The organism is Rhodoferax sp. GW821-FHT02C08 (genome assembly GCF_059421805.1).
The window spans coordinates 19443-35568 of sequence record NZ_JBWKVR010000030.1; the positions used below are offsets into that span (position 1 = coordinate 19443).

Annotated in this window: 16 protein-coding genes; 10 read left to right on the top strand and 6 right to left on the bottom strand. The window is 63.5% G+C overall.

Translation table 11 applies throughout. The features are described 5' to 3' along the window. Nucleotides 1–40: 40 nt before the first annotated feature. The 4 genes from AC07VY_RS23960 (at nt 41) to AC07VY_RS23975 (ending at nt 3658) form a co-directional block, all read left to right on the top strand. Nucleotides 41–388, top strand: a complete 348-nt coding sequence (locus AC07VY_RS23960) for an aminoacyl-tRNA synthetase (protein ID WP_495099686.1) — start codon at nt 41–43, stop codon at nt 386–388. 89 nt (nt 389–477) lie between these two features. Further along, nucleotides 478–942, top strand: a complete 465-nt coding sequence (locus AC07VY_RS23965; RefSeq protein ID WP_495099687.1) for a hypothetical protein — start codon at nt 478–480, stop codon at nt 940–942. A 37-nt stretch (nt 943–979) separates the two neighbouring features. Further along, nucleotides 980–2605 carry a GMC family oxidoreductase gene (locus AC07VY_RS23970; RefSeq protein WP_495099688.1) on the top strand — a complete coding sequence of 542 codons (1626 nt, stop codon included), beginning with the start codon at nt 980–982 and terminating at the stop codon, nt 2603–2605. 294 nt (nt 2606–2899) lie between these two features. Continuing rightward, the gene (locus AC07VY_RS23975) at nt 2900–3658 is read left to right on the top strand and encodes a sulfite exporter TauE/SafE family protein (protein ID WP_495099689.1); all 759 of its coding nucleotides are present in this window, start codon (nt 2900–2902) and stop codon (nt 3656–3658) included. Between the two features lie 57 nt (nt 3659–3715). Here the strand turns inward: AC07VY_RS23975 and mrdA are convergent, their stop codons facing one another. The 4 genes from mrdA to AC07VY_RS23995 are packed head-to-tail and all read right to left on the bottom strand — an operon-like array spanning nt 3716 to nt 8325. Then, complete coding sequence (mrdA, locus tag AC07VY_RS23980; protein WP_495099690.1) at nt 3716–5782, bottom strand: penicillin-binding protein 2; 2067 nt, start codon at nt 5780–5782, stop codon at nt 3716–3718. Next, nucleotides 5779–6306: a rod shape-determining protein MreD gene (gene mreD / locus AC07VY_RS23985; protein WP_495099691.1), complete on the bottom strand. Its 528-nt coding sequence runs from the start codon at nt 6304–6306 to the stop codon at nt 5779–5781. The genes mrdA and mreD overlap by 4 nt, the downstream gene beginning before the upstream one ends. Before the next feature lie 25 nt (nt 6307–6331). Next, nucleotides 6332–7246 (bottom strand): rod shape-determining protein MreC, encoded by a 915-nt coding sequence (gene mreC, locus AC07VY_RS23990; protein ID WP_495099692.1) that lies wholly within the window; start codon nt 7244–7246, stop codon nt 6332–6334. A 35-nt stretch (nt 7247–7281) separates the two neighbouring features. Next, nucleotides 7282–8325 carry a rod shape-determining protein gene (locus tag AC07VY_RS23995; protein WP_295952839.1) on the bottom strand — a complete coding sequence of 348 codons (1044 nt, stop codon included), beginning with the start codon at nt 8323–8325 and terminating at the stop codon, nt 7282–7284. Nucleotides 8326–8524: 199 nt separating this feature from the next. Between AC07VY_RS23995 and gatC the strand changes: the two genes are divergently transcribed. From gatC to gatB, 3 genes are read left to right on the top strand one after another with little or no spacing between them, the layout of a single operon-like run. Further along, nucleotides 8525–8824 carry an Asp-tRNA(Asn)/Glu-tRNA(Gln) amidotransferase subunit GatC gene (gene gatC, locus AC07VY_RS24000; protein ID WP_495099693.1) on the top strand — a complete coding sequence of 100 codons (300 nt, stop codon included), beginning with the start codon at nt 8525–8527 and terminating at the stop codon, nt 8822–8824. A gap of 6 nt (nt 8825–8830) precedes the next feature. Next, nucleotides 8831–10303 (top strand): Asp-tRNA(Asn)/Glu-tRNA(Gln) amidotransferase subunit GatA, encoded by a 1473-nt coding sequence (gatA, locus tag AC07VY_RS24005; RefSeq protein ID WP_495099694.1) that lies wholly within the window; start codon nt 8831–8833, stop codon nt 10301–10303. Nucleotide 10304: 1 nt separating this feature from the next. Then, complete coding sequence (gene gatB, locus AC07VY_RS24010; RefSeq protein WP_495099695.1) at nt 10305–11762, top strand: Asp-tRNA(Asn)/Glu-tRNA(Gln) amidotransferase subunit GatB; 1458 nt, start codon at nt 10305–10307, stop codon at nt 11760–11762. Between the two features lie 9 nt (nt 11763–11771). Here the strand turns inward: gatB and AC07VY_RS24015 are convergent, their stop codons facing one another. Further along, nucleotides 11772–12368: a DUF4124 domain-containing protein gene (locus AC07VY_RS24015; protein WP_495099696.1), complete on the bottom strand. Its 597-nt coding sequence runs from the start codon at nt 12366–12368 to the stop codon at nt 11772–11774. 23 nt (nt 12369–12391) lie between these two features. Then, nucleotides 12392–13084 (bottom strand): orotate phosphoribosyltransferase, encoded by a 693-nt coding sequence (pyrE, locus tag AC07VY_RS24020; protein WP_495099697.1) that lies wholly within the window; start codon nt 13082–13084, stop codon nt 12392–12394. Between the two features lie 11 nt (nt 13085–13095). Here pyrE and AC07VY_RS24025 point away from each other — a divergent pair, with 11 nt between their 5' ends. From AC07VY_RS24025 to AC07VY_RS24035, 3 genes are all read left to right on the top strand, one after another. Next, nucleotides 13096–13917, top strand: coding sequence for an exodeoxyribonuclease III (locus tag AC07VY_RS24025; RefSeq protein ID WP_495099698.1), 822 nt, complete (start codon nt 13096–13098; stop codon nt 13915–13917). A 14-nt stretch (nt 13918–13931) separates the two neighbouring features. Next, a complete protein-coding gene (locus AC07VY_RS24030; RefSeq protein ID WP_495099699.1) occupies nt 13932–14960 on the top strand; it encodes a LacI family DNA-binding transcriptional regulator in 1029 nt (342 codons plus the stop codon). Between the two features lie 116 nt (nt 14961–15076). Beyond that, nucleotides 15077–16102 (top strand): ABC transporter substrate-binding protein, encoded by a 1026-nt coding sequence (locus tag AC07VY_RS24035; protein WP_495099700.1) that lies wholly within the window; start codon nt 15077–15079, stop codon nt 16100–16102. Nucleotides 16103–16126: the final 24 nt, after the last annotated feature.

The window sequence follows — 16126 nt, forward strand, 5'->3', positions numbered from 1 at the left end:
GGCCGGTTTTACTTGCCACAACATAGGAGTCCATATGCGCATGACCGACGAAGAATACTTCCGCAGCTGTGTTGCCAAGGAACGCCAGCTGGCCCATTTGCTGGGCCACCACCAGATCGAGGAATGCTACGAGAGCGCAGGCACGTTGTGGGAAGGCACGCACAAGCTGCCGCAGTGGACCCGCAGCTGGGCCGCCTGCGGGCCGCTGCTAGCGCAGCACGGCATCCAGCTGCTGTTTGGCAGCGATGCGGCGGGCGCCTGGGTGCGCGCCGGCAGCACCACCCAGCACATGGCCGACCACCCGAATGCTGACCGCGCAGTGATGATGGCCGTGGTCAGGGAAGTGATACACCGGCTGGAACACCCCAAGGCCGTGCGCGCGGCTTGATACAGGTGCCGGCAAACGCAGGAATTGCAGGGATTTTCAACCGCTTAGCTGCAATTCATTGGTAAGGTCAATGGCTACCATGGCTCTCCATGAACAACCCAAGCCTGCGCCACGATTCGCCCTGGAACACCGAGCTGTTGTTGCCCCGTGTGACAGACAACCACCAACTGCTGGAGCTGCAGATTCTGCTCGGCGGCCTGCAACTGGTGCTCAGCCGCGTCCACCCGGCCTTCGTCGCCACCCGCTTCGTTGCCACACGGCAACTGACGCTGCGGCTGATACGCGGCATCGAATACGACGATGCCCAGAAAGCCCATGTCGGCAGCTCCGACCTGCAACGCACGCTGAACGAAACCGAAAAGTCGCTGGACCCCGGCAGCCTGATGGTGCTGCGCAAGCTGCTGACGCAAACCATCAAGGACGAGCAGACCGCCGCCCCAATGGCGCATGCCGAGTTCACCTACAGCGACTTCATCGCCGAAGAGCAGCTGGCCGCCAAGTTCGGCAACCGCCAGGCCGATCAACTGGGCAGCGCCGCACTGGCCCCGCACTGAGAGCGGCCCGACGCCGGCTGCGCACCTGAGCCGCCCCGTGGACACGCATTTCGACACCATCATCATCGGCGCCGGCACCGCTGGCTGCTTGCTGGCCAAGCGCCTGAGCGAAAACCCGCAGCGCCGCGTGCTGCTGCTGGAAGCCGGCCGCCACGACAACTACCCCTGGATCCACATCCCGGTGGGCTACCTGTACTGCATAGGCAACCCGCGCACCGACTGGCTCTACCGTACCCAGCCCGAGCCCGGCCTCAACGGCCGCGCGCTGCGCTACCCGCGCGGCAAGGTGCTGGGCGGCAGCTCCAGCATCAACGGCATGATCTATATGCGCGGCCAGGCCCGCGACTACGACCATTGGGCCAGGTTGACCGACGACCCGGCCTGGAGCTGGGAACAAACCATGCCCTACTTCCGCCGCCACGAGGACCATTACCTGGGCGGCGACGCGCTGCACGGTGCGGGCGGCGAATGGCGCATTGAAAAGCAGCGCCTGCGCTGGGACGTGCTGGACGCCTTCGCCCTGGCGGCCCAGCAGGCCGGCATACCGGCCAGCCCCGACTTCAACCGCGGCGACAACCATGGCGTGGGCTATTTCGAAGTCACGCAAAAGCGCGGCTGGCGCTGGAACACGGCCAAGGCCTTTCTGCGCCCGGCCTGCATGGGCCGGCCCAACTTCACGCTGTGGACCTCGGCCCAGGTGGAGAAGCTGAACACCGCCACCCAGGCCGACGGCAGCCTGCGCTGCACCGGCGCCCAGGTGCGGGTGGACGGGCAGATGCTCACGGTCCACGCGGCGCAGGAAGTCATTCTGTGCGCCGGCAGCATAGGCTCGCCGCAGATACTGCAGCTGTCTGGCATAGGCCCGGGCGCGCTGCTGCAGCGGCACGGCATTGCCGTGGCGCACGAGCTGCCCGGCGTGGGGGCCAACCTGCAAGACCATTTGCAGATACGCGCCGTGTTCAAGGTGCAGGGCGTGCCCACCCTGAACGTGCTGGCCAACAGCCTGTGGGGCAAGGCCCGCATCGGACTGGAATACGCGCTGCACCGCAGCGGCCCGATGAGCATGGCGCCCAGCCAGCTGGGGGCCTTCACCCGCAGCGATCCGGGCCGGCCGTACCCCAACATCCAGTACCACGTGCAGCCGCTGTCGCTGGACGCGTTTGGCGAGCCGCTGCACCGCTTCCCAGCGTTTACCGCCAGCGTCTGCAACCTCAATCCCACCAGCCGTGGCACGGTGCAGATCCAGAGCCCGCGCATGGACGACCCGCCGGCCATCGCACCGCAGTACCTGAGCACGGCCGAAGACCGCCAGGTGGCCGCCGATTCACTGCGCATAACCCGGCGCATCGTCGCCCAACCGGCGCTGGCGCCCTACCGCCCCGAGGAATGGAAGCCGGGCGCGCAGTACCAGAGCGATGCCGAACTGGCCGCATTGGCCGGCGACATCGCCACCACCATCTTCCACCCCGTGGGCACCACCCGCATGGGCCGCGCCGACGACCCGCTGGCCGTGCTGGACAGCCGCCTGCGGGTGCGCGGCGTAGCCGGCCTGCGGGTGGTGGACGCGGGCGCCATGCCCAGCATCACCAGCGGCAATACCAATGCCCCCACGCTGATGCTGGCCGAAAAGGCCGCCGAGTGGATACTTCGGCCGGAACTTTGATGCAGATCAAACGCCTGGCCGGGCCAGGGTAAGTCCTCATACGCGTGCACCGACATGGGGCTACATTTACGCCACTTGCAGAGAGGACCAGCGCCTCTACCAGCGAGGGTCCGGGGAGACATCCAGCAGAATTATCAAAATATGATTTAGACATCCGAACGAGATGTTTTTCAAAAGCGCCGCTTCATCCCGGCGCTTTTTTATTTTCTGGACAAAAAATGCCTCTAGCGCAGGTTCTTCCTGCGCAACCAGCTACCAAATAAATAGCAAACCAGGGATGGGAAAATCCCCGGCATGGAACTCCTATTTGTCTCGTTGGCCTCGCTATTGGCCGGTTTTATCGATGCCATCGTTGGCGGTGGCGGCCTGATCCTGGTGCCCGCCCTGTTCGCCACCTTCCCCAGTACCCACCCCGCCACCTTGTTCGGCGTGAACAAAGGCGCCTCAATTTGGGGCACGGGCTTTGCCACCTGGCAGTACAGCCGCCGCGTCGAGATGCGCTGGGCTGCGCTGCTGCCAGCCGCACTGGCCGGCTTTGTGGGCGCCTTCGGCGGCGCCTGGCTGGTCACGGTAATTTCGCCCGACTTTTTGCGCAAGCTGCTGCCCCTGGTGCTGGTTGCCGTGCTGGGCTATACGCTGGTGAAAAAAGACCTGGGCCGGGTGCATGCGCCGCGCTTCAGCGGCCGCCAGGAGGCGCTGGTGGCCAGCGCCATCGGGCTGACGATTGGTTTCTACGACGGCTTCTTTGGCCCCGGCACGGGCAGCTTTTTTGTGTTTCTGCTGGTGCGCTGGCTGGGCTACGACTTTCTGACCGCCTCGGCCTCGGCCAAGTTGCTGAACACCGCCACCAACCTGGCGGCGCTGATTCTGTTCATCTCCACCGGTCACATCTGGTGGCACTATGTGCTGTTCATGGCCATCGCCAATGTGGTGGGCAGCGTGCTGGGCTCGCGCCTAGCGCTGAAGCACGGCACAGGCTTTGTACGCGGCGTGTTCATCGCGGTGGTGAGCGCGCTGATCTTGAAGACTGGCTACGCCGCCTTTTTGCAATAGCGCGCCAGAGCTGTATTGCTACCAATTAAATAGCATCCTACGCAGGTACCACCTGCGCTAGCCGGCTTTTTTCTGTACAAGTACCGGCCGACTGGCAGGTACGCGCGGTGCAGATGCGCCGGACGCCGCAGAGGCCACTCCAGCAGCGGCAGAAGCCGCCGCCACAGGTGCAGAGGCCGGTGCGCCGGGCAGGTCGGGCACATCGGCCACGGCACGCGGCGTGCCTATGGGGGTCTGGGCCAGGCCCTTTTGTACCGCCGCCATGTCTTCTACCGAAGGGTATTGGTGCAGCAACCAGTAGTCGAAAACACGGCGCGCGATCGGCGCGGCATTGGCTCCGCCAAAGCCGGCGTTTTCCACCACCATGGCCAGGGCGATCGTCGGGTTGTCCGCCGGAGCGAAGGCCATGTACAAGGCATGGTCGCGGAAGCGCTCGGCGGTGCGCGCGGCGTTGTATTTTTCGTTCTGGCCTATGGTCACCACCTGGGCTGTGCCGGTCTTGCCAGCAGCCACATAGCTGGCGCCACGGAAGGCCGTGGCGCCCGTGCCCTCCACGTTCACGCCCACCAGGGCTTTCTTGATGACGTCGATGTTCACGGCCTTGGCAATCGACTCGGCCTTGATCTCGCGCAGGGTCTGCTGCGCGGTGTGCGAGACCACGTCCACCACCTCTTTCACCAGGTGCGGCTTCATCTTCACGCCGTCGTTGGCGATGATGCCGGTGGCCGAGGCCAGCTGCAGCATGGTGAAGTTGTTATAGCCCTGGCCAATGCCCAGCGAGATGGTCTCGCCGGCATACCACTTCTGTTGCTCGGGCCGCTTGTAGGCGCGGCGCTTCCAGTCGGTGGACGGCAGAATGCCGCGCACCTCACCGTAGATGTCGATGCCGGTGAGGCTGCCAAAGCCGAACTTGCCAACTTCGTCGTGGATCAGGTCCACGCCCATGTCGTTGGCCAGCATGTAGTAATAGGTGTCGCAGGACTGGACGATGGATTTATACATATCCACCGTGCCATGGCCACCTTCCTTGTCGTCACGGAAGCGGTGGCCGGCCAGCAGGAAGAAGCCAGGGTCAAAAATCGCCTGCTGTGGCGTGCGTTTGCCGGTTTCCAGCGCGGCCAGGGCCATGAAGGGCTTGTAGGTGGAGCCTGGCGGGTAGGTGCCGCGCAGAGCCCGGTTCAGCAGCGGCTTGTCGGGCGACTCGTTCAGCGCGGCCCAGTTCTCTGCATCGATACCTTCCACAAACAGGTTCGGGTCGAAGGTCGGTTTGCTGACAAAGGCCAGCACCTCGCCGGTCTTCGGGTCCAGCGCCACCATGGCACCGCGCCGGTCGCCGTACAGGTCTTCGATCAGCTTCTGCAGCTTGATGTCGATGGACATGACCACGGTGTTGCCGGGAGTGGCCGGGTTGCTGGCCAGCTTGCGCACGGCACGGCCGCCGGCCGAGGTTTCGATTTCCTCCACCCCGGTCAAGCCGTGCAGCTGGGCTTCATAGCTTTGCTCCACGCCCAGCTTGCCTATGTATTCCGTGCCGCTGTAGTTGTCGGCATCGTCCGAGTCGTCGATGCGCGCCTTTTCGGCCTGGTTGATGCGACCGATGTAGCCGATCACGTGGCTGGCCAACTCACCGTAAGGGTAGCTGCGGAACAAGCGGGCCTTCACGTCCACACCCGGGAAGCGGTAGCGCTGGGCGGAGAAGCGGGCCACCTCGATATCCGTCAGCCGGGTGCGAATCGGCAGCGACTCGAAATTGCGCGACTCCTCCAGCAGCTTCTTGAAGCGACGCCGGTCGCGCGGCTGGATATCCACCACCTGGGACAGGCCCTCAATGGTTTCCTCCAGGTCCTCCACTTTGCTGGGCGTGATCTCCAGGGTGTAGGCCGAATAATTGCTGGCCAGCACCACGCCATTGCGGTCCAGGATCAGACCCCGGTTGGGCACCACCGGGACAATCGCCGTGCGGTTGTTTTCGGCCTGCTCCAGCAAGTCCTCATGCCGCACGATCTGCAAATAGCCCAGCCGCGCCACCAGCCCGCTAAAGGCCAGCGCCACCACCACCCCTGCCGCCACCAGCCGCGTGCGAAAGCGCGACAGCTCGGCGCCAACATCCTTCAGTTCGGTCATAGAGGCCGGGTTTTATCGGGGTCGGGTGCCATGCGCTGTGGCGCCAGCAAGGCCACGCTGACGAAAGGCCACAGCACGGCCTCCAGCAGAGGGGCCAGCAACATCCACCAGCCAGGGAAGATGCCGCCGCCCAGCATGCGCAGCACCAGATCGATCACATGGGCCGCCACGAACAATGGCAGCACCTGCATGGCCTGGGACGGCACCGTAAACCACAGCAGCCGGCGGTGCATGGCAATCGCCAGAAAGCTGAGCACGGTGTAGGACAGCGCATGCTGACCCAACAGGCCGGTCTGGTGCACGTCCATGCACAGCCCGAAAAAGAAGGCCGTACCAATCCCCACGCGCAGGGGCTGATGCACGCTCCAGAACACCAGCAACACGGCCAGCAGGTCCGGCACCCAGGGCACACGGCCCCAGGCCATGTTCACCGCCATATTGAAGAACAGCGCCAGCACCAGGCTGAAAGCAATGAAAACCGGATTTGCAGGCAACAGCAGCTGCTGGCCAGGACGCATGATCATGGGCAGTCCTTGCGCTTATGAATGCTCACTTCTTTGCTCCTTTTTTAGGAGCAGCCGCAGGAGCTGGCACGGGCAGATCGGGCAGACCCACGGGTTGCAGCACCATCACATGGCGAGCGCCCGATACCTGGGCCACCGGGCTGCAGTAAATACGCGCAAAGGCCGAGTCGGCGCGCCGCTCGATACGGGCAATCTTGGCCACCTGCAGACCCAGCGGATAGACGCCGTCCACCCCGCTGGTGGTCAGCACATCACCCACCTGCACGTCCGAATTGCCGGCCATGAAGCGCAGCTCCAGCTGGCTGCCCGAGGCGCTGGTGGGGTCGCCATAGGCCACGCTGCGGGCGCCGGTGCGGGTATTCAGCACGGGGATCGCCTGGTCGCGGTCGATCAGCAAAGTGACCTCGCTGACCATGGGATGGGCCCGTGTCACTTGGCCCAGCACGCCCAGTCCGTCGAGCACGGGCGAGCCGGCCACCACGCCCTGGGTCGTGCCCTTGTCGATGATGACCTTGCGGGTATAGGGATCGGCCGCGTCGTACAACACCTCGGCCGTCTGTTGTGGCGTGGAGATTTGGGCACGCAACTCCAGCAGCTGGCGCAGGCGCTGGTTCTCCAGCGCCAGCATTTCCACCTGACCGGCGCGTTGCGACTGGGCTGCCAGCTGGCGCTGGGCTTGGTCGGCCTGGGCCTGCAGGCTGGACAGGGACTCCATATAGGCGCCCCCACCGCGTACCAGGCGCAACGGCTCCATCACCACCCACTGCACGGGGTACAGCACGGTGGCCAAAGCGGCGCGCAAGGGCCGCATTAGGGTAAAACGCGCATCGGCCACCATCAGAAACAGTGCCAGGGCGCTAAAGAAAATCAGCTTGCTCAGGGCCGAAGGGCCCTGTTTGAAGAACGGCGGGGGGTTTCTGTCCAGCGTACCAAGTGGCATCGCTGTACCTCTGGTTGGAAGTCGCTAAAACCGGCTTATTCGCTGGTGAAGATGGAGCCCAAACGCTCCATCCGCTCCAGGGCGATACCGCAGCCGCGTACCACACAGGTCAGTGGCTCTTCGGCCACCAGCACCGGCAGGCCGGTTTCTTCGGCCAGTAGGCGGTCCAGGTCGCGCAGCAGGGCGCCACCGCCGGTCAGCATCATGCCGCGGTCGGCAATGTCGGCGCCGAGTTCAGGTGGAGTTTGTTCCAGCGCGTTCTTGACGGAGGCCACGATGTTGTTCAGCGGGTCGGTCAGCGCTTCCAGAATTTCGTTGCTGGAGATGGTGAAGCTGCGCGGCACGCCTTCGGACAGGTTGCGGCCCTTGACTTCCATCTCTTTGACTTCGGAGCCGGGGAAGGCCGAACCGATGTTCTTCTTGATGGCTTCGGCGGTAGGTTCGCCGATCAGCATGCCGTAGTTGCGGCGGATGTAGTTGATGATGGCATCGTCGAAACGGTCGCCGCCGACACGCACGCTGCCTTTGTAAACCATGCCGCCGAGCGAGATCACACCGACTTCGGTGGTACCGCCGCCGATGTCCACGACCATGGAGCCGCTGGCTTCCGACACCGGCAGGCCGGCGCCGATGGCCGCTGCCATGGGTTCTTCGATCAGATACACCTCGGAGGCGCCGGCGCCCAAAGCCGATTCACGGATGGCGCGGCGTTCGACCTGGGTGGAGCCGCAAGGCACGCAGATGATGATGCGCGGGCTGGGGCGGAATACGCCACGCGGGTGCACCATCTTGATGAACTGTTTGAGCATCTGCTCGGTGACGGTGAAGTCGGCGATCACGCCATCTTTCATCGGGCGGATGGCCTCGATGTTGCCGGGCACTTTGCCCAGCATGGCCTTGGCTTCCTTGCCTACGGCTTGGATGGTTTTTTTACCCTGGGGTCCGCCTTCATGGCGGATGGCGACTACGGACGGTTCGTCGAGCACAATGCCCTTGCCGCGTACGTAAATCAGGGTGTTGGCGGTGCCAAGGTCAATGGCCAAGTCGGTGGAAAAGTACCGACGAAAAGTCCCAAACATGCAAAATCCTCTCAGGCATGGCCTGCGCATCGGCCTGCCATCGCCCTGTATAACGGGTCAAATAGGGGTTTTCGGTGCAAATACCGGCGATTTCGCAGCGGATACACCAAAGGCGGGATAATACCGCATCCCCTGTGCAGAACGCCCGCGTACGCCGCGTAAACGGCACTTTACTTTCGTTTTCTCACCTGTCTTACACATGGCCCTGACGCTTCCAGAACTCGACCGCATTGCCAATCTGGCACGGCTAGAACTCCAACCCGCCGAGAGCGAGCGCCTGCTCTCGCAACTCAATGGTTTTTTTGGCATTGTGGAAAAAATGCGCGCAGTGGATACCACCGGGATTGAACCGCTGGCGCACCCGGTGGCCGCCATCCAGGACATCACGCTGCGCCTGCGCGACGACGTGGTCAGCGAGCCCAACCAGCGCGAAGCCAACCAGCAAACCGCCCCTGCCGTGGAACGCGGCCTGTTTCTCGTCCCTAAAGTCATTGAATAAAGCGCCATGAGCCTCCCCTCCCAACTCCACGACCTGTCGCTGGTCGAACTGGCCCAACAGCTGCGCGCACGCAAGGTCTCCGCCGTCGAAACGACCCAGCATTTCCTGGCCCGCGCGCAAACCCGCGCGCCGCTGGGCGCCTACCTGGCCATGGACGAAGCCGTCAGCCTACGCCAGGCCCAGGCCGCCGATGCGCGTCTGGCCAATGGCACGGCCGGTACGCTAGAAGGCGTACCGATGGCGCACAAGGACATCTTCGCCACCAAAGACTTCCCGACCACCGCCGGCTCCAAGATGCTTGCCGGCTATCGCTCACCTTTTGATAGCACCGTTGTCAATCAGTTGGCGCAGCAGGGCGTGGTTACCCTGGGAAAACTGAACTGCGACGAGTTCGCCATGGGCTCGGCCAATGAGAACTCTGCCTTCCAGCCCGTGCAGAACCCCTGGGACACCAGCCGCATCCCCGGCGGCTCGTCGGGCGGCAGCGCGGTCGCCGTGGCCGCGCGCCTGGTGCCGGCAGCCACCGGCACCGATACCGGCGGCTCGATCCGCCAGCCGGCCTCGTTCTGCGGCATCACCGGCATCAAACCCACCTATGGCCGCGCCTCACGCTACGGCATGGTGGCGTTTGCCTCCAGCCTGGACCAGGCCGGCCCGATGGCGCGCAGCGCCGAAGACTGCGCGCTGCTGCTGAGCACACTCTGCGGCCCGGACCTGGACCGCGACTCCACCTCGCTGGACCTGCCCGCCGAGAACTACAGCCGCCAGCTGAACGACTCCATCGAAGGCTTGCGTATCGGCGTACCGGCGGAATTCTTCGGCGAGGGTCTGGCGCCTGACGTACGTGCCGCCGTGGATGCCGCGCTGCAGGAATACACCAAACTAGGCGCCAAGCTGGTGCCCATCACACTGCCGCGCACGGAAATGGCCATCCCGGTCTACTACATCATTGCGCCGGCCGAGGCCTCCAGTAACCTGAGCCGCTTCGACGGCGTGAAATTCGGCCACCGGGCCGACAAATACGTCGACCTGGTCGATATGTACAAAAAGACCCGCGCCCAAGGTTTTGGCGACGAGGTGAAGCGCCGCATCATGATCGGCACCTATGTGCTGAGCCACGGCTACTACGACGCCTACTACCTGCAGGCGCAAAAAATCCGCCGCATGATTGCCGACGACTTCCAGCAAGCCTTCCAGCAATGTGACGTGATTGCCGGCCCGGTGGCGCCCACCGTAGCCTGGAAACTGGGCGACAAGTCCGCCGACCCAGTCGCCAGCTACCTGGCCGACATCTTCACCCTGCCCTCGTCGCTGGCCGGCCTGCCCGGCATGAGTGTTCCCGCCGGTTTTGGCGAAGCCGGTATGCCCGTCGGCCTGCAGCTGATCGGCAACTACCTGCAGGAAGCCAAGCTGCTGAACGTGGCGCACCGCTTCCAACAAGCCACCGATTTCCACCTCCAGCAACCCGCCGGTATCTGACATGAGCAAAGCTACAACCTCCCTGCTGGTGCAGGGCTATGAAGTCGTCATCGGCTTTGAAACCCATGCCCAGCTCTCCACCCAGAGCAAAATCTTCAGCCGTGCCTCCACGGCCTTCGGTGCCGAGCCCAATACCCAGGCCTGCGCGGTCGATCTGGCCTTGCCCGGTACGCTGCCGGTGATGAACAAGGGTGCGGTCGAGCGCGCCATCCAGCTCGGCCTGGCGCTGGGCTCGCACATCGCGCCGCGCAGCGTGTTTGCGCGCAAGAACTACTTCTACCCCGATCTGCCCAAGGGCTACCAGATCAGCCAGTTTGAGATTCCGGTGGTGCAAGGCGGCAGCGTAGAGTTCTTCCTGGGCGACGAGAAGAAGTCCGTGCGGCTGGTGCGCGCACATTTAGAAGAAGATGCGGGCAAATCGCTGCACGAAGACTTCATTGGCCAAACCGGTATCGACTTGAACCGCGCCGGCACGCCGCTGCTGGAGATCGTTACCGAGCCGGACATGCGCTCCAGCGCCGAGGCTGTAGCCTATGCCAAGGAGCTGCACAAAATCGTCACCTGGATCGGCATCTGCGACGGCAACATGCAAGAGGGCTCGTTCCGCTGCGACGCCAACGTGTCGGTGCGCAAGCCCGGCGGCCCGCTGGGTACACGCCGCGAGATCAAGAACCTGAACAGCTTCAAGTTCATGCAACAGGCCATCGACTTTGAGGTGCGCTGGCAAATCGAGCAGATCGAAGACGGGCTGGAGATCCAGCAGGCCACGGTGCTGTTCAACCCTGACACCGGCGAAACCCGTGCCATGCGGACCAAGGAAGACGCCGCCGACTACCGCTACTTCCCCGACCCCGACCTGCCGCCGCTGGTGGTGGCGCCCGAATGGGTGGAGCGCGTGCGCTCCGAAATGGCCGAGCTGCCCCGTGTCATGGCGGCCCGCTTTGTGGCCGATTTCAGCCTGTCGGAATACGACGCCAATGCCTTGACGCAAAGCAAGGACATTGCCGGCTATTTCGAGGCCGCCATTGCCGCCGGCGCCCAGCCCAAGCTGGCCGCCAACTGGATCATGGGTGAGCTGGCACGGCGCCTGAACGGGCAAGACCTGGACATTGCCCAAGCCCCCGTTTCCGCGGCAAAACTGGCGCAATTACTGGTGCGCATTGCCGACAGCACCATCTCCAACAATGCCGCCAAGCAGGTGTTCGATGCGCTGTGGACCGATGCCGACGCCCAGGTGGACGCCATCATCGAAGCCAAGGGGCTGCGCCAGATGAACGACACCGGCGCGCTGGAAGCCATCGTGGATACGGTAATTGCGGCCAATGCCAAGAACGTGGCCGAGTTCAAAGCCGGCAACAGCAAAGCTTTGAACGCGCTGGTGGGTCAGATCATGAAGGCCAGCCAGGGCAAGGCCAACCCTGGGCAGATCAACGACATGTTGAAGGCCAAGCTGGCCTGATCGCCTTGCTCAGCGGGCCCCGTTCCACAGGGGCTTGAGCCGGGCCAGCTCTTCGTCGAAGCGGTCGTTCACGCGCTGCTTCTCTTGCTGCTGGTTGGCGATGAAGCGCTGTTGGGCCAGCACGCTCTCGTCGTTGTCTGTCATGCGGCGGCGTAGGGCAAACGGTACTTTACTGGGGTCCTTGGCGTAAAACTCCATCTCGGCGTCCAGGGACTTGCGCTGCTGCGCCAGATCGGCCAAACGGGTGTTGGCCGCGCGGATCACCTCGTCCACCTGGGTCAGTGCTTCGCTGCGGCTGGCGTCGTGCGCGGCCTGGTTCTTGTAGCGGGCCAGCAGCGCGCGGTTGCGCCGGCGCTCTTCGTTGGCACGGGCCTTATCTTCCGTGTCCTTTTTCTCCAGGGCGGCCTGGGCGGCTTCTTCTTGCGGGGTGAGCACGGGGGCAACACTGCGTTTCACCGTGCCGCTGGAGTTGAGCTCTTTTTGCTCGCGATCCATACATTCGGGAATCGGCCGGTCAGAGGTGAGACGCTTGCCCCGTCCGTCTATACAGGTGAAGATGCCTTGCGCGCCCGCACCAAGGTGCAGGCCAGCACACAGAGCAAACATCCCCAAACACCTCACCCAAGCTATCACACGGTTCCTTTGTCTACGCCGTAGCGCTGCCTATATGCCAGCACCTTCGGGTAGTGAGCCCGTAATTCGTCTGTGCCATTTGTTTCCAAATATTGCAGCAAGTCGGCCAGCTTCGCAATAGCGCACACCTGCATGCCCAATTGGTCACGCACATACTGCACCGCGCTGTGCGGTACATCACGCCCAGCCTCGGTCGCCATTTCCTGGCGGTCCAGCGCAATCACCACCGCATGGGGCGTGGCGCCGGCAGCCTGGATCAGGGCTATCGACTCGCGGGCCGCCGTACCGGCCGACATCACGTCGTCCACGATCAGCACCCGGCCCTTGAGCGGCGCGCCTACCAGGGTGCCGCCTTCGCCATGGTCCTTAGCTTCCTTGCGGTTGTAGGCAAACGGCAGGTTACGGCCATGCCGGGCCAGCTCCACCGCCACAGTGGCAGCCAGCGGAATGCCTTTGTAGGCCGGGCCGAAAATCATGTCAAACTCGATACCGCTGTGCAGCAAGGCCTGTGCATAGAATTCGGCCAGACGCTGCATGCGGGCGCCGTCGTCGAACAAGCCAGCGTTGAAGAAGTAGGGACTTAAGCGGCCGGCTTTGGTTTTGAATTCACCAAAGCGCAGCACCCCCGCATCGACCGCGAACTGCACAAAATCCTGCGCCAAACTGCCCGGCGCTTTACTTTCCACCATGGGGGAATTCCTTGTTCAAATTAACCAGCCTGAATTTAAACGGTATCCGCTCGGCTGCCACCAAAGGCGTAGAAGCCTGGATTGCCGCCACTGCGCCGGATTGTATTTGTGTCCAAGAAGTAAAGGCCCAGGCGGCCGATGTGCAGGGCAAATTCGAACAAATGGCCGGCCTGCAAGGCTACTTTCACTTCGCCGAAAAGAAAGGCTACTCCGGCGTGGGTGTGTACAGCAAACATACCCCCAGCGAAGTCGTGACGGGCTATGGTTCACCGGAATTTGACGCCGAAGGCCGCTACGTGGAACTGCGCTTTGACACGCCCAAGCGCAAGTTCTCCATCATCAGCTGCTACTTTCCCAGCGGCTCTTCGGGTGACGAGCGGCAGCAGGCCAAGTTCCGCTTTCTGGCCGAAATGCGCCCCTACCTGACCGCCTTGAAGCAAAGCCGCGATTTCATCCTTTGTGGGGACGTCAACATCGCCCACCAGGCCATGGACCTGAAAAACTGGCGCGGCAACCAGAAAAACAGCGGCTTCCTGCCCGAAGAGCGCGCCTGGATGACCCACCTGCTGGCCCGTGCCGACCTGGACCCGTTGGCTGCCGAAGGCCTGGGCCTGGTAGACGTGTACCGACAACTACAACCCACAGCCACCGACACCGCCTACACCTGGTGGAGCAACCGCGGCCAGGCCTATGCCAACAACGTGGGGTGGCGGCTGGACTACCACCTGGCCACGCCAGCCATCGCCGCCCTGGCACGCAGCGAGCACATCTACAAAGATGTGAAGTTCTCCGACCACGCGCCTATCACCATCGACTACGACTTCGCGCTGTAAACCGGCATCGCCCCATGGCCACCGACAACCATTCGTCCTGGATCACCGCCGCCGACGTAGCGCGCAAGGCCGGGGTGTCGCGCTCGGCGGTATCGCGCACCTTCACGAAAGGCGCCAGCGTCTCGCCCGAAACCCGGGAAAAGGTGCAACGCGCCGCCGAGGCTCTGGGCTACCAGGTGAACATGCTGGCGCGCAGCATGATCCAACGCCAGAGCAATCTCGTCGGCGTGGTGGTCAAGGGCTTTAGCGACCCTTTTTTGCAGAGCCTGCTCGGGCCCATCACCCACCACCTGGCACTGCGCTCCCTGGCCCCGCTGCTGATGGACGCCAGCGAGCCAGAGCAACTGGCCAAATCGCTGCGGCACCTGCTGCAGTACCGGATTGCCGGGGTCATCCTGACCTCGGGCACACCGCCCATAGAGCTGGCCCAGGAATACCTGCGGCTGCGCGTGCCCGTGGCCATGATCAACCGCTCGCCCGATCTGGAAGGTGTGGACGTAGTCAACAGCGACCACTCTGCCGGCGGTGCCATGGCAGCCCGCGCCCTGGTCGCGCACGGTGCACGCAAGCTGGTCTTCCTCAGCTCCGTTACCGCCACCTACAGCGCCCGCATCCGTGGCGAGGGATTCGTGCAGACCCTGGCGCCTGCAGTACAGCGCGGCGAGCTCAGCCTGCGTTGCGTGGACGCTCCCGCGGCCAGCTATGCCGGCGGCTTCGATGCCGTGCAGACGCTGCTATCCGACACGTCGACCCGGCCAGACGGCATCTTCTGCGCCAACGACGTGCTGGCCTGCGGCCTGGTGGACGGCGCACGCCAGCATATGGGGCTGCGGGTACCTGAGGATTTCCAGGTCATAGGCTTTGACGACATCCCCATGGCCAGCCTTTCGGCCTATTCACTGACCACTCTGCGCCAGGACGTGGATGCACTGGCCCAAAGCGCAGTTGCCTGCCTGGCCGAACGCATGGCCGAGCCCGACATGCCCGGTCGCACGCTGCAAGTGCCGGTCACGCTCATGGGCCGCAGCAGCACCCGCATCTAGCACTGACAACAGACGTCCCAGGGAAGACCCTAGTGCATGGTTTTCGTGCGTGATCTACATTGCACACGTGTGCAACGCGTTTGCACCCCTCTGCCATCGACCTTGGAGACACGAGCATGAAACGCAATACATCCCCCAAACTGGCGCTCGCCGCACTGCTGTTATTGCCCCTGGCCAGCCAGGCCGCAGACCGCCTCAACGTGCTGTGCGCGGCCGACAACGACTGGTGCGAGCTGATGCGCAATGCGTTTGAAAAGGAAACCCAGGTCGAGGTATCCATGGTGCGCAAAAGCGCGGGCGAAATCTTTGCCCAGATCCGCGCCGAAGCCAACAACCCCAAGACCGACATCTGGTGGGCCGGCACCGGCGATCCGCACCTCCAGGCCGCAGCCGCCGGCTTCACCGAGGTCTATAAATCACCCCTGCTCGACAAGCTGCAGCCCTGGGCACAGAAGCAGGCCGAAATCTCCGGCTACCGCACCGTCGGCATCTACGCCGGTCTGCTAGGCATTGGCTACAACCCCGAGGTGCTGAAGCAGAAGAACATCGCTCCGCCCAAGTGCTGGAAGGACTTACTGAACCCAGCCCTGAAGGGCGAGATACAGATCGCCAACCCCAACTCCTCCGGCACCGCCTACGCCACCATCGCCACGCTGGCCCAGCTGCAGGGCGAGAACGAAGCCTTCGCGTTCATGAAGAAAATGAACGACAACGTGGGCCAGTACACCAAGAGCGGCTCGGCCCCGGCCAAGGCACTGGCGCGTGGTGAAACCGGCATCGGCATCACCTTCCAGCACGACCTGTTGAAGGAAACCATTGCCGGCTTCCCGGTGGAGGTGGTGTCGCCCTGCGAAGGCACGGGCTACGAGATTGGCTCCATGAGCCTGGTCAAGGGCGCAAAAAACATGGCCACTGCCAAGCGCTTCTATGAGTTCGCGCTGCGCGCCGATGTGCAGTCCCTGGCCGTCAAAGCCGGCTCCTACCAGGTGCCGTCCAACAAGGCCGCCACCATCCCCGCCAAGGCGCCGCGCCTGGAAACCGTCAAGACCATCAACTACGACTTCGCCAAATACGGGAGCGACGAAGTTCGCAAGCGCCTGCTGAAACGCTGGGACGACGAGATCTTCTCGCTGTCGCGCTGATCCGCCCCCTGAAAGAAAGTTTGT